The following is a 24174-nucleotide window of genomic DNA, read 5'->3' on the forward strand; positions in this document are numbered from 1 at the left end:
CCTCGGTACCTTAAAACCCTCCACCGGAGGGTTTTGCCGGCGCTTTGCGCCGGACGGTGCCGAGTTACTGGATCAGGCCCTTTTCGACGAAGGCACCGCCTTCGACGGCCAGTTCGACGATGATGCCGTCAACGTCGCCAGCGGCGTCGAAGTCGAGGGCGCCGCCAGCGCCGTCATAGTCGATGTCGGTGCCGGCCTTGATCAGCTCGACAGCCTTGGTCCATTCGCCGGGCATGATCTTCTCGCCGGGGGCCGAGGAAACGTCGCGCAGCGCGGCAGCAATGCCGGCACGGTCGGTCGAACCGGCCTTTTCGATGGCCAAAGCCAGCAGGAAGGCGGCGTCATAGGCCTGCGGCGCATAGGTCGCATTGGCTTCGATGCCGGCCGCGGTGGCCAGGTCGGTATAGGTGGTGGTGGCAGCGCCTTCAGGTGCGCCGGCGCGGGTGGCGATCAGGCCTTCCACGGCAGCGGCGTCGATGCCGCTGAGCAGGTCGTCGCCGACCATGCCGTCACCGCCGACATAGGTGGTGAAATTGCCGGATTCAACGGCCTGGCGCAGGATGGTGTTACCCGAGGCATTGGCATAGGCCAGGATCACCAGGTTCTGGCTGGCGACCAGGTTGCCCAGCTCGGCGCGATAGTCGGCCTTGCCTTCTTCATGGGCGACATTGGCCGAGACGGTGCCGCCGGCAGCGGTGTAGGCAGCGGTCAGCGCGTCAGCAAAACCCTTGCCATAGTCATTGTTCACATAGGTCACGGCGATATCCATGACGCCCTTGGCGATCAGCAGATCGGCCATCTTGACGCCCTGCAGGGCATCCGAAGGCGTGGTGCGATAGACCAGGTCATTGTCTTCGAGCGTGGTCAGGGCCGGGGCCGAAGAGGCCGGCGAGATGAACACGACGCCGCCCGACAGGCCCGAGCCGTTGAAGGCGCCGATGGTTTCGCCGGTGCAGAGGGCGCCGACAATGCCCACCACGTTGTCGGAATTGATCAGCTTGTCGGCAGCGGCGGCGGCGGCGGTCGCGTCGCAGGCACCGTCGGCGGAAATTAGGTTCAGTTCACCACCCAGGATGCCGCCCTGCTCGTTGACCTGCTTTACCACCAGTTCGGCACCGGCAAAAATGGGTGGGGTCAGCGATTCAATCGGGCCGGTGAAGCCGCCGATAAAGCCGATGGTCGCGCCGGTGTCCTGGGCAAAGGCGGGCACGGCAACGACCAGGGTCGAGGCGGCTACGGCCAGGGTCAGGGTTTTCTTGAGATTGAGCATGTACGTCCCTCTGCTGGGTTGTTCCGGGGAGCGACCCTTGCATGGGTCGTCTTGCCACGCGAAACAACGCGATAAAGGGGGCGCAACCCGCGCCCCGCTGGGCAGACTGTTGCACAGATCGGGCGGGCGAGTCACCGGCTATTGCGGGCGCTGCGAAGGCTGAACACACAGTTGCTTAACGGGCAGGTCTTGGCCATAGACTGTTGCAGTGGCGGGAGGTTGGCGTGGACACAGCAAGCCGGGCAGGGATGGTGGCAGGGCTGTTGCTGGCGCTGATAGGCGGACCGGCACAGGCGCAGTTGAGCGTGCTCGACCAGGCGCAGGATCAGGTCGGGCAAGAGGCGCCCGGCGCCCCGGCCCCGCCCTGTGGCAGCCAGACCATCAGCATTGCCAGCATGAGCTGGCCCTCGGCGCAATTGCTGGCCGAAATTCATGCCCGTGTGCTGACGCGCGCCTTTGGCTGTGCCGTGCAGGTGGCGCCGGGCGACCTGGCCGCCACCGGCTCGTCAATGGGCTCGACCGGCCAGCCTGCCGTGGCGCCGGAAATGTGGCCGACACGGGTAGCCGATGTGTGGAATGCCGGCATGGCAGCCCAGATGCTGCGGCCGGCAGCGCCGACCTACGTCGAGACGGCGCTTGAGGGGTGGTTCATCCCGGCGGCACTGGCCGCCGCGCGGCCGGACCTGATCAGTGCCGGTCAGTTGGCCAGCGTACTGCCGGCGCTCAATGGCGGGGACAGGGTGCCGTTCATCTCCTGCCCGGCCGACTGGGCCTGTGCCGTGATCAACCGGCACCTGATCGCGGCCCACGGGCTGGAGGCACTGGTCGATGTCGTCGAGCCGGCCAACCGCTTCGAAATGGACAGCCTGATCGCGGAGGCGGTCAATCGCAATGACCCGGTACTGTTCTACTATTGGCGGCCCAATGCGCTGCTCGCCCAGCTCACCCCGGTCGCCCTCGACATGGGTGACTATGATGCCGAGGCCGCCAAATGCCTGGCCCAGGCGGTCTGTGCGGCGCCGCAGCCCAGTGCCTTTGCGCCCGAAGCGGTGCTGGTAGCGCTCAGCGAGTGGGTGTTTACCGATATTCCGGCCATTGCCGGCTATTTCCAGCGCACCAGCCTGCCCGTGGCGGCGATGAACACGCTGCTGGCGCAGCTGAACGAACCGGGGGCCAGCGTGGCCGGCGTGGCCGACCGGTTCATTGCCGAGCGTGGCGACATCTGGCGGCAATGGGTGGGACCCGCCGTGCCTTAACGCCAGCTTTACCCTTCGTGACGGCGACCGTCAGGGTGTCGTCTCCCTGTCATACAGCGCCAATAAAGTGGCGGATCAATATCGCAGCCTCCGCCTAAGCTACTGACAGAAAAGCATTTTTGTTTCCGCTTTACGAATTGTTCATGTCTGATCGCCGATAGTCTACCGGCCCGGCATTCTCGGGCGGACCGGACCAGATCGCCATGCGGCGTAACTTAGCACTTTCCCAGATTCTTGACGGCTATCGCGGCATTGCCCTGGCTGCCGCAACCGTCATCGCGGCGCTGTTTATCGCCAGTGGCCTGGCGCTGTCAGGCCTGCTGGACCGCGCCGGCATGACACTCCCCGTCACCACATTGCTGGCCGGCAGCCTGCTGCTGGCCGTGCTGGCGGTGGGGCACAAGATGATACGGATGCGCATTGTCCTGGCCGCCAAGGCCACCCATGACATCATGGCCTCGATCCATCGCGATGCGCTGACCGGGGTGGCGACGCGCTCCTATTTCCTCGAGATGCTGCGCGGCGAAGTCTATCACGGCTCGGAGCGGGCGGTGGGCTATCTGCAGCTCGACATGGACAATCTCAAGGTGCTCAACGACACCGCCGGCCATGGCGCGGGCGATGCGGCGCTGCTGCATCTGGCGGCGACAATCCGCGACATGCTGCCCAATGCGCTGGTCGGCCGGCTGGGCGGGGACGAATTCGGCATTGCCGTGTTCGGGCATGACAACCGCGCCGGCCTCAAGCGTCTGGGCGAGGAATTGCTGCGGCGGCTGGAGCGCCCGGTGGGGATTGCCGGCCGGCCGGTCCGGCTGGCGGCCACCATCGGCATTGCCCTGGCACCACTCGACGCTACCGATGTGGACGAGCTGATGTCCAAGGCCGATCTGGCGCTCTACAAGGGCAAGAAGAGCGGCCGCCACATGGTGGTGGCCTTTGATGCCGACATGCTGGGCGATGAGCGGCATCGCCGCTTCGTCGAGCGCGAACTGCGCGCCGCCTTGCTGCTGGACGAACTCGAGCTGCACTATCAGCCGGTCTTTGACGGCGACCGCCATGTGACGTCCCACGAGGCATTGATCCGCTGGCGCCACAAGGTACGCGGCGTCATCTCGCCGGCCCAGTTCATTGCCATTGCCGAAGAGAGCGACCTGATCGACAAGGTGGGTGAGTGGGTGCTGCGCCGCGCCTGCCAGGATCTGCCGCAACTGGGCACGCCGGTGGCGGTCAATGTGTCGCCCGCCCAGCTGCGCCATGCCGATTTTGCCCCGCGCTTTGCCGCGCTGCTGGGTGAAACCGGCACCGATCCGCGCCACATCATTGTCGAGATCACCGAGACGGTGCCGCTGCAGGCCCAGGGCATCGAGCTGGCCAATGTCGATGCGCTGCGGGCGCTCGGCGTGCGCATCGCCATCGACGATTTCGGCGCCGGCCATGCCAGCCTGCAATATCTGCGCGGCTTTGCCTTCGACATCATCAAGATCGACCGCACCTATGTGTCGAGCCTGGGCAGCAGCCGGATCGACGCCATCATCGTGGCGGCGATCTGCGACATTGCCCGGTCCCTGCCGGTCGAGGTGGTGGCCGAAGGGGTGGAGACCGAGGAGCAGTTCCGCCTGCTGCGCCAGGCCGGCTGCACGCGGTTCCAGGGCTTTCTGCTTGGCCGGCCGCAGCCGCTCGAGGCGCGGCGGGTCGCCAGCGCCGCCTGATCTCTCTCGCCAGAAGTTTTGCTGCCGACGCTTTGCTGCAATGACAGCTTGATGACAGCGATTGCGTTCTCGCAGTTGCGTCGCACGCCGCCGCGCGGATATAAGGCTTGTGGGAAGCCTTTTATGGCAGTGGGAGTAGTGCCTTGGATTTGAAGCGGATCAACGATCATGTCAGCGTTTCGGGGCAGATTCGTCCCGAGGACGTCGCAGCGCTCAAAGCCGCCGGGTTCGTCGCCATTGTCAACAATCGCCCCGACGGGGAATCCCCCGACCAGCCGGACGGGGCCGAGATCGCGGCCGCCGCCGCGGCAGCGGGTCTGGCCTATCATGCCATTCCGCTCGGTCGCGAGGGGGTTTCTCCCGAAATGGTGGCACAGACCAAAGCCGTGCTCGAGGGGAGCGCGGGGCCGGTCTTTTGCTACTGCCGGTCCGGAACGCGCTCCACCACCTTGTGGGCGCTGAGCCAGGCCGGCACGGTCGATGCCAGCCAGATCATCGCGCAGGCGGCCGAGGCCGGCTACGATATGAGCCATCTGGCGGGTCATCTCGACCGCAACTAGACGCCTTCAGGCGCTGGGGCGGGCGACCGCCCCCGGCCATATGCCGATTGCTGAGCCGGACCGTCACAGGTCCTTCCCCCCTCCTGCTCGGACAGATTCATGCCCATCAAGAAAATCCTCGTCGCCAACCGCAGCGAAATCGCCATCCGCGTGTTCCGCGCCGCCAATGAACTGGGCCTCAAGACGGTCGCCGCCTATGCCGAAGAGGACAAGCTGGCGCTGCATCGCTTCAAGGCTGACGAGGCCTATCTGATTGGCAAGGGCAAGGGGCCGGTCGAGGCCTATCTGCAGATCGATGAATATATCCGGCTGGCCCGCATTTCGGGCGCGGATGCGATCCATCCCGGCTATGGCCTGCTGTCGGAAAGCCCCGAATTCGTCGATGCCTGCGAGGATGCCGGCATCATCTTCATCGGCCCGCGGGCGCAGACCATGCGCGACCTGGGCAACAAGGTCGCCGCGCGCAATATGGCGATTGCCTCCAATGTGCCCGTCGTGCCGGCCACCGATGCGCTGCCGGACGATCCCGCAGAGATCAAGGCCATGGCCGCCGCGATTGGCTATCCGCTGATGCTCAAGGCCAGCTGGGGCGGCGGCGGGCGCGGCATGCGTCGCATCATGGACGAATCCTCCCTGCTGGCGGAAGTTTCCGAAGGCAAGCGCGAGGCCAAGGCGGCGTTCGGCAAGGACGAGATGTATCTCGAAAAGCTGGTCGAGCGCGCGCGCCATGTCGAGGTGCAGCTGATCGGCGACGATCACGGCAATCTGGTGCACCTTTATGAGCGCGACTGCTCGGTGCAGCGGCGCAACCAGAAGGTGGTCGAGCGGGCACCCGCCCCCTATCTCAGCGCCGAGGTGCGCAAGGAACTGACCGACGCCGCGGTGCGGCTGGGCAATGCCGCCAATTATCGCGGCGCCGGCACGGTCGAATTCCTGATGGATGCCGATACCGACAAGTTCTATTTCATCGAGGTCAATCCGCGCATCCAGGTGGAACATACCGTCACCGAAGAGGTGACCGGCATCGACATCGTCAAGGCACAGATCCACCTGCTCGACGGCGCCGTCATCGGCACGCCGGAATCGGGCGTGCCACTGCAGGAAGATATCCACCTCAACGGCAATGCCATCCAGTGCCGGGTGACCACCGAGGACCCGGAACAGAATTTCATTCCCGATTATGGCCGCATCACCGCCTATCGCGGCGCCACCGGCTTTGGCGTGCGCCTTGATGGCGGCACGGCCTATGCCGGCGCTGTCATCACGCGGTTCTACGATCCGCTGCTGGAAAAAGTCACCTGCTGGGCGCCCTCGGCCGAGGAAGCCATTGCCCGCATGCATCGCGCCCTGCGCGAGTTCCGCATCCGCGGCGTCTCGACCAACCTGGCCTTTCTCGAAAACATCATCACCCATCCCGACTTCGTCGAGAACCGCTATACGACGCGCTTCATCGACACGACGCCGGAGCTGTTCAACTTCAAGCCGCGCAAGGATCGCGCGACCAAGCTCTTGAGCTACATTGCCGACGTGACCGTCAACGGGCATCCCGAGGTGCGCGACCGGCCGCGGCCGCCCGCCGAAGCGGCGGCGCCGGTGCTGCCGGAATTTCCGCCCCTGGCGGTCGTGGATGGCAGCCGGCAAATTCTGGATCGCGACGGGCCCAAGGCGCTGGCCGAGTGGATGAAGGCGCAGCAGCGCGTGCTGTTCACCGACACGACCATGCGCGACGCCCATCAGAGCCTGCTCGCCACGCGGATGCGCAGCTTTGACATTACCCGCATTGCCCAGGCCTATAGCCGGGGCCTGCCCAACCTCTTCAGCCTTGAATGCTGGGGCGGGGCGACCTTTGACGTCTCGATGCGCTTTCTCAACGAGGATCCGTGGGAGCGCCTCGCCAAGGTGCGCGATGGCGCGCCCAATATCCTGACGCAGATGCTGCTGCGCGGCAGCAATGGCGTGGGCTACACCAATTATCCCGATAATGTGGTCAAGTTCTTCGTCGCCCAGGCGGCCAAGGGCGGCGTGGATATCTTCCGGGTGTTCGATTGCCTCAACTGGGTCGAAAACATGCGCGTCTCGCTCGACGCGGTGGCCGAGGCGGGCAAGGTGGCCGAGGGCGTCATCTGCTATACCGGCGACATGCTCGACCCCGACCGGGCCAAGTATGACCTCAAATATTACGTGGGTCTGGCCAAGGAACTCGAAGCGGCCGGCGCCCATGTGCTGGGCCTCAAGGACATGGCCGGCCTCTTGCGCCCGGCGGCGGCGAAAAAACTGATCGCCACGCTCAAGCAGGAGATCGGCCTGCCGATCCATCTCCATACCCATGACACGTCAGGCGCTGCTTCGGCCACCGTGCTGGCGGCGGTCGATGCCGGGGTCGATGCGGTCGACGCGGCCATGGATGCGCTCAGCGGCACCACCAGCCAGCCGACGCTGGGCTCGATCGTTGCCGCCCTGCGCGATGGCGACCGTGACCCGGGGCTCGACGCCAAGGCGATAAGGCAGATCTCGTTCTATTGGGAAGCGGTGCGCACGCAGTACCGGGCCTTCGAGAGCGATCTCAAGGGCGGCGCCTCGGAAGTTTATCTGCACGAAATGCCCGGCGGCCAGTTCACCAATCTCAAGGAACAGGCGCGTTCGCTGGGTCTGGAAACCCGCTGGCACGAGGTCGCCCAGACCTATGCGGACGTCAACCAGATGTTCGGCGATATCGTCAAGGTGACACCCAGCTCCAAGGTCGTCGGCGACATGGCCCTGGCCATGGTCTCGGCCGGGCTGACCCGGGCCGATGTCGAAAATCCGGACAAGGATATTGCCTTCCCCGATTCGGTGGTGGGGTTCTTTGCCGGCGATCTGGGCCAGCCGCCCGGCGGCTTCCCGCCGGCGCTGCAGAAGAAGGTGCTCAAGGGCAAGCCGGCGCTGACCGAACGGCCGGGCTCCTATCTCAAAGATGTCGACCTTGAGGCCGAACGCGCCAAGCTGGTCGAGGAGGTCGGCCACGAGATCGACGATTATCGTCTGGCCTCGTACCTGATGTATCCCAAGGTCTATGCCGATTTCGAAAAGACCCAGGATCGCTACGGCCCGACCGAAGTGTTGCCCACCCCGGTCTATTTCTATGGCCTCTCGGAAGGCGACGAACTCTTCGTCGACATCGAAAAGGGCAAGACGCTGGTGCTGCAATATCTCGGCCGCGCCCCGACCAATGAAAAGGGCGAGGTCCGCGTCTTCTTCGACCTCAATGGCCAGCCGCGCACCATTCTGGTCCCCGACCGGCTCAAGGTGGGCGAGGTCAAGGTGCGGGCCAAGGCCGCGCTGGGCGATGCCAAGCAGATCGGCGCGCCAATGCCGGGCGTCATTTCCGGGCTCAATGCCAAGGAAGGTCAGAAGGTCAGCGCCGGCGACGTGCTGTGCTCGATCGAGGCGATGAAGATGGAAACCGCCATCCATGCCGAGATCGACGGGGTGATCGCCGAAGTGCTGGTCAAGCCAGGCGACCAGATCGACGCCAAGGATCTTTTGGTGCGGTTCGAATAAACAAAGGCCCGGAGCGATCCGGGCCTTTTGCTAAGCAGCGCTGCGCAGGCGGATACTGATCGAGCCGTCGCTTTCCAGCACCATGGCTTCGACGTCCCCGATACCATTCCCCCCATTGGCGCGCACCGTGCTCAGTGCCTCCTCCTGGGTAACGCGTTCGCGCCGCATGCTGGCGTCGCAGAAGCGCCCATCCTTGGCCAGCAGTGCCGGCTCGCTGCGCACCAGCCCGGCAAAACGCTGGGAGCGAACCGAAAAAAACGTGACGAGAAACTGCACTGTGATCAGCAGCGCCAGGGCGGTGGCGCCCTCGGCCAGGGCAATGGATTCCTGCAGCAGGATGGCCGACAGCGTCGAGCCCAGAGCCACCGTCACCACCAGATCGAATGCATTGAGCTTGGCCAGGGTGCGCTTGCCCGAAATGCGCAGGAACAGCACCAGCACGATATAGGCCAGCGTGCCCACGATCAGGGTGCGCACGATGCCTTGGGCATCCTGATAAAACATTGTCGACCAATCCATGGCGGCTCTCCCGAATAGACAGCAGGCCCGCCGCTTGCGCAGGGGCCTGGTGAGCTAACGTCGGCAGATGCTGATGGTTCAGCCGGGCAGGGCGACTAAAGCCGGCGGGCGCGGCCATCGATGGTGGGGCCGTTGCCAGCGCCCGGACGGTCATTGCGCTCGCGGTGGTCGGCCTTGACCGGCACCGGCAGGCGCGAGACGATCCAGCTGACCATCAGCGGCACCAGGATCAGATCATCCATCCAGCCCGCCAGCGGGATGAAATCGGGGATGATATCGATCGGGTTCACCAGGTAGAACGCTGCGAACAGCGTTGCTGCCTTGAGGTAGAACGGGGTTTGCGGGGCAAAAAACGCCTGCCAGAGCCGGACGGCTTCCTTGCGGAACAGAACGATGCGGGGGAGGAGCGTTTTGAACATGATCTATAAATGGGCATGGCCTGGTTTGGTTCAAGGGCATGGGCCCCGCTGACGATCACATTTCGACAGACATTGCGCCGTCATCATCATGGGCCTATTTCTGTGCGCGAACGAGTGAGGTGTTTGATGGCTGGTCCGGCAATGCGCAGGCAGGCGGTTGGTGTGAATGTCGGTGGCGTGCTGGTGGGCGGTGGTGCGCCGATCGTCGTGCAATCGATGACCAATACCGACACGGCCGATATTGATGCGACGGTGCGTCAGGTCATGGCCTTGGCGCGGGCCGGCTCGGAAATCGTCCGCATCACGGTGGATCGCGACGAATCGGCGGCGGCCGTGCCGATCATCCGCGATCGCCTGGCGGTGCTGGGCTATGACGTGCCGCTGGTGGGCGATTTCCACTATATCGGCCACAAGCTTCTTACGGATCATCCGGCCTGTGCCGAGGCCCTGGCCAAGTACCGCATCAATCCGGGCAATGTCGGCTTCAAGGCCAAGCGCGATACGCAGTTTTCGACGCTGATCGAGATCGCCAATCGCTACAACAAGCCGGTCCGCATCGGGGTGAACTGGGGGTCGCTCGACGAGGAATTGCTGACCCGGCTGATGGATGAGAATGCCGCGGCCGGCAGCCCGCTTGGCGCCGCAGCGGTTCAGCGCGAGGCGATCATCCAGTCGGCACTCTTGTCAGCGAGCCGTGCGGAAGAGCTCGGCATGGCGCGCGACAAGATTATCCTGTCCACCAAGGTTTCCGACGTCCAGCACCTGATCGCGGTCTACCAGGATCTGGCGGCGCGCTGCGATTATGCGCTCCATCTCGGCCTCACCGAGGCGGGCATGGGAACCAAGGGCGTCGTAGCGTCGTCTGCCGCTCTGGGCATTCTGCTGCAGCAGGGCATTGGCGACACGATCCGCATTTCCCTGACTCCCGAGCCCGGCGGCGATCGCACCACTGAGGTCAAGGTGGCGCAAGAACTGCTGCAGACCATGGGCTTCCGGCAGTTCGTGCCGGTGGTGGCTGCCTGCCCGGGCTGCGGCCGCACCACCTCGAGCACCTTCCAGACCCTCGCGCGGGACATCGAGGATCACCTCTCGAGCTCGATGCCGGAATGGAAGGAACGCTATCCGGGGGTGGAAACCCTGTCGGTGGCGGTGATGGGCTGCATCGTCAACGGGCCGGGCGAGAGCAAGCATGCCAATATCGGCATTTCCCTGCCCGGCACGGGCGAAAGCCCGGCGGCACCGGTCTTTGTCGATGGCCAGAAGGTCGCCACCCTGCGCGGCGCCGACGTGGCCGAGCAGTTCAAGGTCATGGTGGCGGACTATATCGAGGCCAAGTTCGGCACCGGCCGGGCCGCGGCGGAATGAACGAACGCAATCAACGCCGGCTGTTCTGGTTTGCCATGCTGATCATCGTGCTGAGCGCGCTCAAGTTCATGGGGCAGCTGGGCTAGATCAGCCCGTGGCCTGCAGCAACATGTCGGTGGCAAGGCGGTCGCGGCCACTCGATTTGGCGGCGTAAAGCAAGCGGTCGGCGCGTTCATAGACCTCGCTGAGGGATTCGGTGCCGACCGGGCTGGTAGCGCCGATGCTGATGGTCAGCGGTGGCGTGCCGGTGGGCACGGCCAAAGCCGAGATCTGGGCCCGCAGGGCCTCCAGAACCGGGCTGGCGCTGCCCAAGTCGCTGCCATGCAGCAGCAGGGCAAATTCCTCGCCGCCCAGTCGGGTGGCCATATCCATGGGCTGGCGGGCGACGCTGGCAATGGCGTCGGCGACGCGGCGCAGCGCCTGGTCGCCGGCGGCATGGCCGCAGCGGTCATTGAAGTTCTTGAAATGGTCGATATCGAGCATCGCCAGCACCAGCGTCTCGCCATTCCGGTTGGCATGGGCAATGGCCGCCTCGGCATGGCGCTGGAACAACCGGCGATTGGCCAGATTGGTCAATGGATCGAACTGGGCCTGGCGCGACAGCATGGCGGTGAGCAGGAATTGACGGCGGTGCGCCAGTTCGCGCATGTAGCCGCCAATGGCGCCCACCGGTATGGCCAAAGCGAGCACGAAGATCATGCCGGGCAGGCCGCGGATATTGTTGTCCTGCAGCAGGATGGCGCCGGCAATGGCGGCCACTACCACCGGCACGAAGGAGGCCATGAGCGAGCGATAGAAGGTCATGCCGATGGGCAGGAACGGTGCCATGACGACAATGACCAGGGCCGATTCGGCGGCCGGAATGCCATGGGCCTTGTAGATCACGGCATTCATCGCGGCCACCAGGGCCATGAGGGAATAGATGGCGAAGGCAGCCGGTTCCAGCCGGGCACGGGCGCGCAACGGGCTGACATAAAAGGCGGCGATGGCAAACAGGGCGGCCCAGCGGGAGCACAGCAATACCCAGAGGTCGGCACTCGGGACGCCTTTGTTCAGCACATCGAGGCGCAGCAGGTCGAAGCCGGCAAAGCCGGCCCAGATGGTCAGCGCGACGCCGCCGAAGATCAAGGCGGGTCGACGTTGCTCCTGGGCAAAGGCTGCGCGGTATTCAGCTTCGAGCGCCGGGGCGAAGCACAGCCGGGCAAAGCCCTGCGCCAGCTGGCGCTCATAGGGCTCGTCGTGCATTTCCTGCAGACGGGCATAGTCATGTTCGGTCGTCGCGTTCAAGCTGTCGTCTTCCTGGCGCCGGGCCGAACACGATTCATCTAGCGGCGGAGCTTAAGGGCTGGTGGTTGCCGAGAAGTAAATTAATCAGTGGCTTGTGGTGGTTGGCAGGCATCGACCCATCTATTGCCGCACAGGGCGGCCAGCCGCTCGACGCTGAGGCGCACCGAAGCATGGGTATCGCCGCCGGCCGGAATCACCACGTCATAAATCTTGAGTGAGACATCGAGATGAATGGGCAGGGGCGCCGGCAGGCCAAAGGGGCAGACCCCGCCGACCTTGTGGCTGGTCAGCTGCTCGACCTCTTCGGCGCCCAGCATGCGCGGGCGGCCGCCAAAGGCGAGCTTGGATTTCTGGTTGTCGAGCCTTGCATCGCCACGGGTCACCAGCAACAGCACCTCGCCGCCAACGCGGATGCACAGGGTCTTGGCGATCTGGCCGGGTTCGACACCATGGACCAAAGCCGCGGTCTGCACCGTGGCGGTGGAGTTTTCGGTGACTTCCACGACGAGGTCAGGGGCGCGGGCAGCCAGATCGGCTTGAACGGATTGCAGGCTCATGAAGGTGCTTTCGGTGACGCTTTCAGAACAGGCGGGCGAGGCGATCCTGGTAGTCTTCACGGGTCTTGTAGTGCAGCGGCGTCGTGAGGGCGCGCTGCATGAAAGCGGCATCGATCTCGCGCACGCCATCGAGCGCCATCATCTCGGCCACCGTGATGCGCTCGCCGGCAAAGGGCTCGAGCCGCACCGGCTCGCCGGCGTGGAAGGCGCCCGGCTTGATCACCCGGCAATAGGCGCCGGGCCGGCCCGCCTGATGAAAGCGCCTGGCGAATTTGGGGTCGCCCATGCGGGCGGCAAAGACCATGCAGGGGGTGCGGTGCGAGGTCACCTCGAGCACCACCTCGTCGATGATGAAGTGGTCACCGATGGCAACGCTGCGGCCGTCGACGCCGCCAATGGTGAGGTTTTCGCCAAAGGTGCCGGGGGCAAGCTCGGTGCCCAGTTGCTGGCTCCACCAGTCATAGTCGTCCTTGAAATAGAGATAGACTGCCTGGTCCTTGCCGCCATGGTGGCGGCGGTCAAGGATGGCATCGCCTTCCAACCCCTCGCGGGTGACGGCGACGTCGCCGTCCATGGGCAGCTTGTAGATGCCGGTCTGGGCGGATTTGCCGGGAATGGGCCGGGGCTGGCCGATATTGATGCTGAGCAGAATGGCCAATTGTCAGTTCTCCCGACTGGCAAAGTAACGTGCGGTGGCGCGCAACCCATCCGCCTTGGGGCCGAAGGTGCGCAAGGCGGACAACGCCGTGGCCACCGTATCGTTCAGGTGCCCGCGTGCGCCATCGACGCCCAGCGTGGTGACCAGGGTCTGCTTGCCCAGCGCGGCATCCTTGCCGGTGGCCTTGCCCATGGTGGCGGCAGAGGCCGTGACGTCCAGAATGTCGTCGGCCAGCTGGAAGGCGCGGCCGGCGGCCTCGGCATAGGCGGTGAGCACGGCCAGAGCACGCGCATCGGCCCCGCCCAGGATGGCGCCCATGCGGACGCTGGCGCGGATCAGTGCGCCGGTCTTCATGGCCTGCATGGTGGCGATGTCGTGGCCGGAAAATCCGCCCGCTTCGCCCTCGATATCGCGCATCTGGCCGCCCACCATGCCGCCGCCGCCTGATCCGCGAGCCAGTTCGGTGACCAGGGCAATGCGTACCGCCGGATCGGGATGGCATTGCGGGTCGGCCAGCAAGGCAAAGGCCTCGGTCAGCAGGGCGTCACCGGCCAGGATGGCGGTCGCCTCGTCATATTGCTTGTGCACGGTAGGCCGACCCCGGCGCAGGTCGTCATCATCCATGGCGGGCAGGTCGTCATGGATCAGCGAATAGCAATGCACCATTTCCACGGCGAGGCCGGCGGTCAGGGCCTGCTGCATCGGCACGTTGAAAATGGCGGCGGCCTGGCGCAGCAGCAGCGGCCGCAGGCGCTTGCCGCCCTCAAGGCTGCCATGGCGCATGGCGGCCACCAGCCGCTCGGCCACCGGGCCGGGGCCGGACAGGGTGGCTATGCTGAGGCGCTCGGCCAAAGCCAGCTCGACGGCCTGGGCGCAATCGGTCATGTCGGCGGAAAAATCATACATGCCTGTTGCTAGCCGGTTTGGTGGCGGGGCGGCAAGCCACCTGTGCAGCGCCGGCGGCCTTGCGCATGGGGGCAAGTGCGGCACGCGAGCAATTGCGGCTTTCTTCACGGCGTCCGGATGGCTAAGGGAAGCCATGGCACGACGCAAATTCAAAGGCCTGATGGCGCTGCTGCGCCCGCTGGGCATGGTCCTTCTGCTGGTTCTGGCCATTCCGGCCGTGCTGACCCCGCTTTATCTCGTGGTGCAGCCGGTATCGGTGCCCATGCTGGAGCGGCTGGTCACCAACCGGCCGATGGATCGGCAGTGGCGCGATATCGGCGATATTTCCGACCGGCTCAAGGCCGCGGTGATCCTGTCGGAAGATGGGCAGTTCTGCCGTCATTGGGGGGTCGATCTGGGCGCGCTGCGCGACGAGGTCACCCGCTTCATGGCCGGCGAGGATGCGCGCGGCGCCTCCACCATTACCATGCAGGTGGCGCGTAACCTGTTTCTGTGGAACGGGCAGAGCGTCGTCCGCAAGGCGCTCGAAGTGCCGCTGGCCTTCTATATCGACCTGGTGCTGCCCAAGCGGCGCATCATGGAGATCTATCTCAACATTGCCGAATGGGGCCCCGAGGGGCAGTTCGGCGTGGCGGCCGGGGCCGAGCGGGCCTTTGGCATCGAACCGCAGAACCTGGACTGGCGCATAGCCAGCCTCCTGGTCACTGCCTTGCCCAATCCGCTGCTGCGCCAGCCCGGTCGTCCCTCGGCCGGCATGGTGCGCATTGCCGGCATTATCGAGGGCCGGGCGCGCGAATTCGGCGCCAGGGCCGATTGCGTTGGCGAAGGCGGCAGGCTGGCGCTATAGAGGCGCGGCACAGGGCTTTTGACGGCTGTCGGTTTTGTCTGCCAGACTCGCCAACAACCCCCTAGCCAAGGCGCCGGAGTTGCTCTATAGAGCCGGTCAACCCCTTCAGAGCTACGTCTCTGGGCCGCTCTGGCGGCGCAACGATATTGAATTCGGAGTACCGATCATGGCAGTGCCAAAACGCAAGACCTCGCCGATGAAGCGCGGCTTCCGCCGTTCGCACGACGCTCTGTCCGCCCCCACCTATGTCGAAGACAAGGATTCGGGCGAGCTGCGTCGTCCGCATCACGTCGACCTCAAGACCGGCATGTATCGCGGTCGCCAGGTTTTTGAAGTCAAGAAGTAGTTCTTGAGTCTGGCAGCGCCATGCGCTCCCTTCTGATATGCAAGCGGCCGATCCTGTAACGGGGTCGGCCGTTTTTCTTTGCCTTGCCGCTCCTGCCTGCCGCAATCTGGAGCAGCACAATCCCGGAGATTGCCATGACGACGCGCGTTGAATCGGACACCATGGGCACCATCAATGTGCCGGCCGACAAGTATTATGGCGCCCAGACCGCGCGCAGCCTGGCCAATTTCGACATTGGCGGCGAAAAGATGCCGGTCGAGATCATCACCGCCTTCGGTATTCTGAAGAAGGCGGCGGCCCTGGCCAATTTCAAGCTCGGCCTGCTCGACGAAAAGACGCGCGACCTGATCGTGGCGGCCGCCGACGAGGTGATTGCCGGCAAGCTGGCCTCCCATTTCCCGCTGGTAGTCTGGCAGACCGGCTCGGGCACGCAGTCCAACATGAATGTCAACGAAGTCATTTCCAACCGCGGCATCGAGATGGCCGGCGGCACCATGGGCTCCAAAAAGCCCGTGCACCCCAATGACCACGTCAATATGAGCCAGTCGTCCAACGATACCTATCCGACGGCCATGCATATCGCCGCGGTCGAGGCGATCGAGGGCTATCTCTATGAGCGCGTGCTGCTGCTGCGCGATACGCTGGCGGAAAAGGCCGAGACCTATATGGATGTGGTCAAGATCGGCCGCACGCATCTGCAGGATGCGACGCCGCTGACGCTGGGCCAAGAGATTTCCGGCTGGGTGGCGCAGATCGATTATGCGCTGGCCAATATCAAGGCAACGCTCCCCCAGCTCAAGGAGCTGGCTTTGGGCGGCACGGCCGTGGGCACCGGGCTCAATGCCCATCCCGACTATGCCGTGGCCGTGGCCAAGGAGATCGCGACACTGACCGGCCGCAATTTCGTCACCGGCCCCAACAAGTTTGCCCTGCTGGCCGGACACGACGCCTTTGTCGGCTCCTCGGGCGCGCTCAAGCAGCTGGCCGTGGCCTTCATGAAGATCGCCAATGACGTGCGCTGGCTGGCTTCAGGCCCACGCTCGGGCCTGGGCGAAATCACCATTCCGGAAAACGAGCCCGGCTCGTCGATCATGCCGGGCAAGGTCAATCCCACCCAGTCGGAAGCCATGACCATGGTCGTGGCCCAGGTGATGGGCAATGACGCGGCCATCGGTTTTGCCGCCAGCCAGGGCAATTTCGAGCTCAATGTCTTCAAGCCGGTCATTGCCTACAATTACCTGCAGTCGGTGCGGCTGCTGGCCGATGCGGCCAAGTCGTTCAACGACCATTGCGCCGTGGGCATCGCGCCCGATCGCGCGCGCATCCAGGAGCTGGTCGACAAGTCGCTGATGCTGGTCACCGCGCTCAACCGCAGAATCGGCTACGACAATGCCGCCAAGATCGCCAAGACCGCGCACAAGAACGGCACGACGCTGCGCGAAGAAGCCGTGGCCCTGGGCCTGCTGACCGGCGAAGAATTCGACGCCGAGGTCAAGCCCGAGCAGATGGTCGGCCCGCTCAAGCTCAAGAAGTAAACTGACGCGGACCTGCCCTGCCGGAACGGGCGGGGCAGGCCCGCGTTGCTCCCTTCACGCCGTCACGCGCCTCTGGCATGGTGAGGCGCGCAACCGGAGCCAATGCCATGACCGAAACCGTGATGATGCCGACCCACCGCGCGCCGCGCCAGACCGGGCGCTTCATCCCGCCGCTGCTGGTCGTGCCCTTCGTGCTCTACAATGTCATCGCGTTTCTGTTCTATGCCGGCTCGCCGGCGGGCTGGAGCCAGGGCCTGTTTCTCATCCCCATGGTCTCGGGCACGGACTGGGCGATTACCGCGGGCGATTTCCTGCTCGTGATCGGCATTATCATGCTGTTCTTCGAGGTGGTGAAATCGACCAATAGCGGACGCAATTCGATCGTCGAGCACATGCTCTCCATGCTGCTCTTCGTCGCCTTCCTCATCGAATTCCTGCTGGCCGGCGCCGCCGCCAGCTCGGTCTTCTTCCTGCTCATGGTAATGGCGCTGATCGACGTGGTCGCCGGGTTCACGGTCTCGATCACCAGCGCCGGGCGCGATGTGACGATGAACTGACCGACGCAGCAGGCCGGCTTCAACCAGGACGGCGCGGGGCAATCCTGCCCCGCAGCCGCCGTCGTCCGGCGCGCTGGACTTACTGCAGGCTGAAGGGGGGATAGACGTCGGTGACGAGCAGGAAGGCATAGGCCCAGACCCGCGTCGCCCAGCGACCGACACCGACGACGAAGTCGAACATGCCGCGGGGATAGGTCCCGGTCAGCAGAATGGCGAACCAGGCAATGATGGTGAGCAGCACAACTGCCGCGGCCAGCACAACCAGCACGAGATAGTGGGGCAGAGCGAGCAGCCATTTGACCAGCGGCAGCCAGCGGTTGAGATCGCGCTCGGCGTCCGGATAGACGACGTCGAGGTGAACCGACTGCGCCTCGGTGGTGGAGGGGTAGCGGTCGGTCAGCAGTAGCAGGTAGCTTGTCACCCGCGCGCCGAAGCGGCCCAGTTCCAGGGCGAAGTCAAACCACCAGCGCGGATAGCGCTGCCGGAACAGCAGCATGAGCACCGTGGCCGCGAACAGGCCAGCACTGATGCCGCCGGCGCTGGATTCCACCACCCGGCCGGCTTCGGTGACATAGCGGCTACTGCTGGCGCCCGACAGCAGGCCGAGGATGATCAGGATGGGAAGGGCCCAGATCGGCCGGAAGAAGGTGGAGAGCCGATCCATCGACCCGGGATAGTCGATGTCCAGGCGGACCGCGGTGGGGGCGGGAGACGACATGTCAGCCATTTGGGGTCTCATGGATCATGGAACTGACCCAGCCTAGCACGGCCGCGATACCGGTCCTTGACGCAGATCAAGCGCCAACGGGTGTGCTCCTGGCCTGTGTTCGTCCCGGCCCCCGCCAGAGCCTCCAGGCGTCCTATCGGCCCCTACATCCCGCTTTTGAGTTTCCTGATCTCTGCGGCCAGTCTTGTCAGTTGCTGCATGATGACCTCGGCCTGTGCCCCGATGCTGAGGGCCGTGGAGAGATCGATGCCGTCAGCAAGAAGCTCCGCCTGTTTCTTGACCAGTTCGGCCCGCAATTCCAATAGGGCCGACTGCAGGTCCATCAGATCAACCCCACCCGACGGACCGTGGTCGATATGACTGCTCTCAATGTCATGGTAGAGCGCGCTGACTTCAGCAGCAGCCCCAGCATCCTGGGCAACTTGCAGGCCCCGCTTGATCGCCGACAGTCTGGCAACAAAATCTACAACTTCAGCGGACATGGCGACGCTCGCGGGTCTAAGACGTATCGATCGCTTGATGGCAACGGGAAAGGCCGGCCCGGCCTAGAACTCGTTCCAGTCCTGCTTGATCGCCGCATTGCCCTGCACGCCGTAGGATTTGGCCGCCTGGCCGGCGCGGGCCTGCAAGGCCTTGACGTCATTGCCGGGTCTGGCTGCGGGGCGGACCGCTGGCCGGGGTGCTGCCTTGGGCTGTGGCCGGGTGACGCGGACACTGTCGTCGACGACAAAGACTTCGACGATCTCGTCGAGTTCGCGGGCCTGGGTTTCGGTCTGCTCCAGGGCGGCGTTCATTTCCTCGACCAAAGCGGCATTGTGCTGGGTCATCTCGTCCATCTCGCGCACCGCGGTGGTGACTTCGCCAATGGCGGTGGACTGCTCCTGGGTCGCGCTGGCGATCTGGGCGATCAGGCTGCTGCTCTGTTGTACGCTTTCCACCATGGCATTGAGTTTGGCAGCCGCATTCGAGACCAGTTTGGAGCCGGTTGCCACCTCGGTGGCGGACTGTTCGACCAGCACCTTGACGTCGGCCGAGGCACTGGCGGCCGACTGGGCCAGACGCCGCACTTCGACGGCCACCACCGCGAAGCCCTTGCCCGCATCACCGGCACGGGCGGCTTCCACAGAGGCGTTCAGCGCCAGCAGGTTGGTCTGGAAGGCGATATCGTCAATCATGCCGATGATGTTGGATATTTTCGACGAGGAGAGGGAGATCCGCTCCATCGCCAGATTGGCCTCGCTCATGACCTCGCCCGTGCTGGCTGCAGCTTCGGAAACTGCATGCGAGGTCTGGCTGGCCTCCTCGCTGCGCGTGGCATTTTCCTGCACCGTGCCGGCAATCTGCTCCATGGCGGCGCTGGTCTCTTCAATGGCGGCGGCCTGCCGTGTGGTCCGCTCGGCAAGATCATTGGCGCCGGACAGGATTTCGCCCGTCGCGGTCTTGAGAATGGAGGAGGTGTCGCGCAGCTGGCTGACAATGCCAGCAAATTTTTCCACCGTGTCGTTGAAGGCCCGGCGCACATCATCGAGTTCGCCGACCAGCTGCGTGTCGATGCGGACGGTCAGGTCACCCTCGGCCAGGCGCGCCAGTCCGGCGCCGATCATGGTCACGGCGGCCTTGCGGGCAGTAATGTCAGTGGCGAATTTGACGACCTTATAGGGGCGGCCGTTCATGTCCATGATCGGGTTATAGGACGCCTGGATCCAGACTTCCCTGCCACCCTTGCCGATGCGCAGATACTCGGCGGCCTGGAATTCACCCCGCCCCAGCTTGCTCCAGAATTCGCGGTATTCACTGGCCGCGGCCTCCTCCGGCCGCACAAAAATCCGGTGATGCTGGCCGACGATCTCGTCCTGCCGGTAGCCCAGGGCCGCGCAGAAATTGGCGTTGGCCGTCAGGATGGTGCCGTTCAGGTCGAATTCAATCACTGCCTGCGATTTGCCGATCGCTGCCAGCTGCCCGGTCCGGTCGGCATTGAGCAGCTTCTGGGCGGTGACGTCCGTTGCGATCTTGACGACCTTGAAGGGCTTGCCAGCAGCATCCAGCACGGGATTGTAAGATGCCTGGATCCAGACTTCCTTGCCGCCCTTGCCGATACGCTTGTATTCGGCAGCATCAAATTCACCGCGGCGCAGGTGGTCCCAGAACTGCTGGTATTCAGCAGATCGGGCATAATCGGGCGCAACAAAAATGCTGTGATGTTTGCCTTGAACTTCCTCAAGCGAATAGCCGATCACAGTAAGAAAATTCTGATTCGCAGTAATAATCGATCCGTCCATGTGGAATTCGATTATTCCCTGCGACTTGGATAGTGAAATAAGAGTCGAATGATCTGAAAATGCAGCATTAGTCTTTGTTGATGACGAGAAAAGGCCCATTTTGGCAACCATTGCTTCCAGTAGCGTTGGATTACAGGTAGCCGCGGAATATAAACAAGGTATTAAATTTCTTTGTTCTGTACAAATTCGTACAATTGACCTTTTTTGCCCTATTTGTTGTTTTGTATCTACTTAGGTCCGGGGTCGCTTGCACCAATACGGCACAGGTTCGCACCATCTCTACGGTGGCCGCATTCGATTGGATCAGATTGGCGCCGTCAGGTTGCCGCAGGGGACAATTAGGCCACTACTGTCTTGCGATACCCGGCCGGCATACGCTTGATGGCGACGCGCGCGCCGTCGGCATAGGCGCCGATGGCGCCCTCGGCACTGCCGCGGCGGCGCAGGCGCTGGGGTTGCAGGTTGGCGCGGGCGGCCAGCAGCTGGCTGACAAAGGCGGCGGCGGTCTGGCTGCGGGCCAGCGAGGGGCGGGGGCGGGCCGGTTCGGTCAGCATGGGCAGTCCGGGTGCCGGCATTTCCAATGGTGTTTCAGTGTCGGCCATCTTCGCCTCGTTTGTCTCGAAACGGGCCAGACTGTCTCACAATGAAACACACAAACTGACCCTATGCCCCTTTGGGAGCAAACGCTGTGCCAGATGGTAACGATTTGTTAAGGAATTTGGATGGGAAAACGGGACGTAGTTAACATCAAAGTGGCGTGACCGCCTTTGGTGTCGCTAGGTCAAACGACAATCGGCGCCCCGGAGGGCGCCGATCACACGGTCTGCGAGACTGTTGGCCTAGGCGCTAGAAGTTGTCCTTGCCCTTGCGGATGGCGGCGAACACGGCAGCCGGGTCGGCGCCGGTAAGGCCAAAATGGGCCGCCAGTTCGGGCGCGTCGGCGCGCAGGAAGGGATTGGCCGCCTTGTCCTCGCCCAGCCGGAACGGAATGGTTGGCTGGTCGGCGGCGCGCAGCCGCGTCACCTCGGCCGCCCGGCGCTGCAAGGCCAGATTGTCGGGGTCGACGGAGAGGGCAAATCTGGCGTTGCTGGCGGTATATTCATGGCCGCAATAGACCAGGGTCTCGTCGGGCAAAGCGCGCAGCGCCTTGACGCCCTCCCACATGGGGCCCGGCGTGCCCTCGAACATGCGGCCGACGCCCAGCGAGAACAGCGCATCGGCGCTGAACAGGTGCTGGCCGACCGGATCGTGAAAGACGATGTGGCCCAGCGTGTGGCCGGGAGTGTCATAGATGTCGAAGCTGGTTTCGCCCAGCGTCACGGTATCGCCGCCGCCCACCAGCACGTCGAGGCCCTCGATCTTGTCGGCCTCGGCGCGCGGACCGACGACGCGGGCGTCGAATTCGGCCTTGAGCTCGGGGATGGCTTCGACATGGTCGATATGGTGGTGGGTGATGAAGATGTCGGTCAGCTCCCAGCCGCGGCGGGCAAGCGCTGCGCGGATGGCGGTGGCCTCGGGGGCATCGATGGAGGCGGTGCGGCCGGTGGCCTCGTCATGCACCAGATAGCCAAAATTATCGTCCCGCGCGCCAAAGACTTCAACGATCGCCGCCACTGCACCACTCCTGAACCAAACCTGTTGGGCGAAAACTAGGCATCCGGCACCGACATGACAACCGGCTATTAGACAAGTGAAGGCGAAACCGGCAGAGTTGGCGCCATGACCGCTGACGTGCACCGCCTCATCGCCTTTTACCGCTCGCCGCTGGGCCGGATATCCCGGGCGCTGGTGCGCGAACAGGTGGTGGCTCTGGCCGAAGATGTCAGCGGCAAGCGCGTGTTGGGGCTGGGCTTTGCCACGCCCTATCTGCGTTTTGCCTTGGGCACGGCCGAGCGGGTGCTGGCCTTTATGCCGGCGCGGCAGGGGGCCTCGGCCTGGCCGCGCGAGGGGCCGTCGCATACGGTCCTGTGCGATCCGCTCGACATGCCGCTGACCGATGCGGCGATCGACCTCACCATTGCCGTGCATGCCATGGAGCATGTGGCCGATGCCGAGGAACTCATGCGTGAGCTCTGGCGCGTGACGGCGCCCAATGGCGAATTGATCCTCGTGGTGCCGCGGCGCCGCGGGATCTGGGCCCAGCGCGACAATACCCCGTTCGGGCAGGGCAATCCCTATTCGGGCAGCCAGCTCGACAAGCTGCTGCGCGACCACAGCTTCGTGCCGATTGCCTGGCGCGACGGGCTGTTCCTGCCGCCCTTCCAGCATCCGCTGGTGCTGAAATCGACGCGGCTGTTCGAGCGGGTGGGGCGGCTGTTCGGGCCGGCCATGAGCGGGGTGATCTGCGTGCGCGCCCGCAAGCAGGCCTTTCCCGCCATTCCCCGGCGCAAGCGCGAGGAGCGATTCGTCCGCGTGCCCGGCATGAGTGCCGCAACGGCGCGGCAGGGCTGACACTGGCCAGTGGGCGTCCCGCTCCGGCACAGTTTGCCGCCGCCCGGGCCGGCTTCCTTCAGGCTTGACCCAAAGCAAGAACGAACAGAGGGCGAATCGCGCTTTGCGGGGAATGCCGCTTTGTTCACGGCTGCATGTGGTGGGCCGAAGGCGCAGCAGGCACTAGTCGACTGGGAGAGGCGGCGGATGGGCCAAATTCCGGTCATTACCCGTTCATACTGGTGAACAAAGTATGAAGATCGGGCCAAAACGGGCAGGTGTTGCGACAAGCTTGCTCAGACGAGGCGGCGTCGCGGGGCGGGCGTTAACCGGCCCAGGCAGGCGGGGCGGGCGCAAAAATCGACGAAATTATCAAAACAGCAATTGACCGTCCCGAAGCGGGACGCGGCGCTAAAAGCGCATGCCGGTCAGGACCATGGACAGATCGCCCATATTGGTGCCGAGCAGCACGCGATAGGGGATGAAATAGCCCGTCTCGCCCAGCGGGGCGTACCAGACGATGATGCGGTCGCTGTCGGCCAGGTAATTGGTGATCTCGGAACTGGTGAAATGGCCCGAGATCGGATTGTAGTCGACCGAACACAGCACGACCGGCCCCTGATAGCCGGTGCGGGCCGAGGTGGCATTGTCATCGCCGGCATAGCGCATGACGAGGTTGAAGCGCTCGACGCCGGTAAAGACGCCGACCTCGCGGTCGCACAGGCTCTTGTCGAGGGCGGTGCCCTTGAGCACGAAGGCGGAGAGGAAATCGCTGACGCCGGTCAGATGCTTGCGCTCGAGCGGCACGCGGTCATAATTGTCGATGATGGGCGGCTCGACCTTGAAGGAGCCGACATCGCCACCGGCAAAGGTGACGTCGATGTCGAAGGTCTCGCCATTGGCGCGGGTCTGCAGGGTGAAGGCCTGGGCGGCCAGCCGGCTGCCGGTCGAACTGCCCGAGGCGCTGGCCTTGGCGGTGCCACTGGCAACCACGGCGCCGAGCCCGGCCACATTGGCGGAGAGATCAAGGCCGAAGCGGGCGCCGTCATCGCGCAGGTCGACATTCATGGTGGCGATGTTGATGCCGCCCAGGGTCAGTACATAGCCGGCAGTGGCATCGACCTCGGCCGCGATCGCAGGCGGGCAGGCGAACAGCGCCAGTGCGGCGAGAACGGCGAAACGGGGCTGGGTCAAGGGCGGGCGTCTCTGCAAAGGGGTCGCGAATCGGGGTAAGGTCTGAAAGTGCCGTTTGCCGCGGCCCTCTGCAAGCCGCTCGCGCCGGATTGAGGCGGCCTTTGTCTTGACGGGCCCGCCCATATTCTCTAAAGAGCCCTCAGATTTCAGACACTACAGGCCCAATGCGGGGCATTGATCCCTGCACCAGAGGCCTTTTGCAACAGGATAGAT

General features: G+C 64.3%; 23 protein-coding genes. 10 read left to right on the plus strand and 13 right to left on the minus strand.

The features are described from left to right. Window positions 1–64: 64 nt before the first annotated feature. Window positions 65–1270, minus strand: coding sequence for an ABC transporter substrate-binding protein (locus tag GDR53_RS10140; protein WP_193334400.1), 1206 nt, complete (start codon window positions 1268–1270; stop codon window positions 65–67). Window positions 1271–1494: 224 nt separating this feature from the next. On the opposite strand from GDR53_RS10140, the gene GDR53_RS10145 reads away from it, so the two are divergent. The 4 genes from GDR53_RS10145 to pyc all read left to right on the plus strand — a co-directional run bounded on the left by GDR53_RS10145 (window position 1495) and on the right by pyc (window position 8335). After that, window positions 1495–2526: a glycine betaine ABC transporter substrate-binding protein gene (locus GDR53_RS10145; RefSeq protein ID WP_193334401.1), complete on the plus strand. Its 1032-nt coding sequence runs from the start codon at window positions 1495–1497 to the stop codon at window positions 2524–2526. 203 nt (window positions 2527–2729) lie between these two features. Next, a complete protein-coding gene (locus GDR53_RS10150; protein WP_193334402.1) occupies window positions 2730–4235 on the plus strand; it encodes a putative bifunctional diguanylate cyclase/phosphodiesterase in 1506 nt (501 codons plus the stop codon). 143 nt (window positions 4236–4378) lie between these two features. Then, the gene (locus GDR53_RS10155; protein WP_193334403.1) at window positions 4379–4795 is read left to right on the plus strand and encodes a TIGR01244 family sulfur transferase; all 417 of its coding nucleotides are present in this window, start codon (window positions 4379–4381) and stop codon (window positions 4793–4795) included. Between the two features lie 99 nt (window positions 4796–4894). Beyond that, window positions 4895–8335 carry a pyruvate carboxylase gene (pyc, locus tag GDR53_RS10160; RefSeq protein WP_193334404.1) on the plus strand — a complete coding sequence of 1147 codons (3441 nt, stop codon included), beginning with the start codon at window positions 4895–4897 and terminating at the stop codon, window positions 8333–8335. A gap of 30 nt (window positions 8336–8365) precedes the next feature. Here pyc and GDR53_RS10165 read toward each other — a convergent pair whose 3' ends face one another. After that, on the minus strand, window positions 8366–8854 hold the full coding sequence (locus GDR53_RS10165; protein WP_193334405.1) for a DUF421 domain-containing protein: 489 nt from the start codon (window positions 8852–8854) through the stop codon (window positions 8366–8368). Between the two features lie 95 nt (window positions 8855–8949). Then, window positions 8950–9273 (minus strand): YkvA family protein, encoded by a 324-nt coding sequence (locus GDR53_RS10170; RefSeq protein WP_193334406.1) that lies wholly within the window; start codon window positions 9271–9273, stop codon window positions 8950–8952. Window positions 9274–9399: 126 nt separating this feature from the next. Here GDR53_RS10170 and ispG point away from each other — a divergent pair, with 126 nt between their 5' ends. Then, a complete protein-coding gene (gene ispG, locus GDR53_RS10175) occupies window positions 9400–10638 on the plus strand; it encodes a flavodoxin-dependent (E)-4-hydroxy-3-methylbut-2-enyl-diphosphate synthase (protein ID WP_193334407.1) in 1239 nt (412 codons plus the stop codon). An 87-nt stretch (window positions 10639–10725) separates the two neighbouring features. Here the strand turns inward: ispG and GDR53_RS10180 are convergent, their stop codons facing one another. The 4 genes from GDR53_RS10180 to GDR53_RS10195 form a co-directional block, all read right to left on the minus strand. Beyond that, on the minus strand, window positions 10726–11925 hold the full coding sequence (locus GDR53_RS10180) for a GGDEF domain-containing protein (RefSeq protein ID WP_193334408.1): 1200 nt from the start codon (window positions 11923–11925) through the stop codon (window positions 10726–10728). Window positions 11926–12005: 80 nt separating this feature from the next. Next, window positions 12006–12482 (minus strand): YbaK/EbsC family protein, encoded by a 477-nt coding sequence (locus tag GDR53_RS10185; protein WP_193334409.1) that lies wholly within the window; start codon window positions 12480–12482, stop codon window positions 12006–12008. A gap of 22 nt (window positions 12483–12504) precedes the next feature. Beyond that, entirely contained in the window at window positions 12505–13140 is a 636-nt protein-coding gene (locus GDR53_RS10190; RefSeq protein WP_232846591.1) for an MOSC domain-containing protein, read from the minus strand. Between the two features lie 3 nt (window positions 13141–13143). Then, window positions 13144–14046: a polyprenyl synthetase family protein gene (locus GDR53_RS10195; protein ID WP_193334410.1), complete on the minus strand. Its 903-nt coding sequence runs from the start codon at window positions 14044–14046 to the stop codon at window positions 13144–13146. 133 nt (window positions 14047–14179) lie between these two features. On the opposite strand from GDR53_RS10195, the gene GDR53_RS10200 reads away from it, so the two are divergent. The 4 genes from GDR53_RS10200 (at window position 14180) to GDR53_RS10215 (ending at window position 17331) form a co-directional block, all read left to right on the plus strand. Beyond that, the gene (locus GDR53_RS10200) at window positions 14180–14893 is read left to right on the plus strand and encodes a transglycosylase domain-containing protein (protein WP_193334411.1); all 714 of its coding nucleotides are present in this window, start codon (window positions 14180–14182) and stop codon (window positions 14891–14893) included. A gap of 166 nt (window positions 14894–15059) precedes the next feature. Beyond that, the gene (gene rpmF, locus GDR53_RS10205; protein WP_193334412.1) at window positions 15060–15239 is read left to right on the plus strand and encodes a 50S ribosomal protein L32; all 180 of its coding nucleotides are present in this window, start codon (window positions 15060–15062) and stop codon (window positions 15237–15239) included. Window positions 15240–15373: 134 nt separating this feature from the next. Further along, the gene (gene fumC, locus GDR53_RS10210; protein WP_193334413.1) at window positions 15374–16774 is read left to right on the plus strand and encodes a class II fumarate hydratase; all 1401 of its coding nucleotides are present in this window, start codon (window positions 15374–15376) and stop codon (window positions 16772–16774) included. Between the two features lie 107 nt (window positions 16775–16881). Further along, the gene (locus tag GDR53_RS10215) at window positions 16882–17331 is read left to right on the plus strand and encodes a hypothetical protein (RefSeq protein ID WP_232846592.1); all 450 of its coding nucleotides are present in this window, start codon (window positions 16882–16884) and stop codon (window positions 17329–17331) included. Window positions 17332–17410: 79 nt separating this feature from the next. Here the strand turns inward: GDR53_RS10215 and GDR53_RS10220 are convergent, their stop codons facing one another. The 5 genes from GDR53_RS10220 to gloB all read right to left on the minus strand — a co-directional run bounded on the left by GDR53_RS10220 (window position 17411) and on the right by gloB (window position 21951). After that, window positions 17411–18058, minus strand: coding sequence for a DUF4389 domain-containing protein (locus GDR53_RS10220; protein ID WP_210321315.1), 648 nt, complete (start codon window positions 18056–18058; stop codon window positions 17411–17413). A gap of 143 nt (window positions 18059–18201) precedes the next feature. Further along, a complete protein-coding gene (locus tag GDR53_RS10225) occupies window positions 18202–18540 on the minus strand; it encodes a hypothetical protein (RefSeq protein ID WP_193334414.1) in 339 nt (112 codons plus the stop codon). Window positions 18541–18603: 63 nt separating this feature from the next. Further along, on the minus strand, window positions 18604–20436 hold the full coding sequence (locus GDR53_RS10230; RefSeq protein ID WP_193334415.1) for a methyl-accepting chemotaxis protein: 1833 nt from the start codon (window positions 20434–20436) through the stop codon (window positions 18604–18606). Between the two features lie 239 nt (window positions 20437–20675). After that, the gene (locus tag GDR53_RS10235) at window positions 20676–20939 is read right to left on the minus strand and encodes a hypothetical protein (protein WP_193334416.1); all 264 of its coding nucleotides are present in this window, start codon (window positions 20937–20939) and stop codon (window positions 20676–20678) included. A gap of 244 nt (window positions 20940–21183) precedes the next feature. Beyond that, window positions 21184–21951 carry a hydroxyacylglutathione hydrolase gene (gene gloB / locus GDR53_RS10240; RefSeq protein ID WP_232846593.1) on the minus strand — a complete coding sequence of 256 codons (768 nt, stop codon included), beginning with the start codon at window positions 21949–21951 and terminating at the stop codon, window positions 21184–21186. A gap of 105 nt (window positions 21952–22056) precedes the next feature. Between gloB and GDR53_RS10245 the strand changes: the two genes are divergently transcribed. Continuing rightward, the gene (locus GDR53_RS10245; protein WP_232846594.1) at window positions 22057–22788 is read left to right on the plus strand and encodes a class I SAM-dependent methyltransferase; all 732 of its coding nucleotides are present in this window, start codon (window positions 22057–22059) and stop codon (window positions 22786–22788) included. Between the two features lie 390 nt (window positions 22789–23178). Here the strand turns inward: GDR53_RS10245 and GDR53_RS10250 are convergent, their stop codons facing one another. After that, window positions 23179–23961 carry a DUF3108 domain-containing protein gene (locus GDR53_RS10250; RefSeq protein WP_193334419.1) on the minus strand — a complete coding sequence of 261 codons (783 nt, stop codon included), beginning with the start codon at window positions 23959–23961 and terminating at the stop codon, window positions 23179–23181. Between the last annotated feature and the right edge of the window lie 213 nt (window positions 23962–24174).

Source organism: Devosia beringensis (assembly GCF_014926585.1).
Lineage (GTDB): Bacteria > Pseudomonadota > Alphaproteobacteria > Rhizobiales > Devosiaceae > Devosia > Devosia beringensis.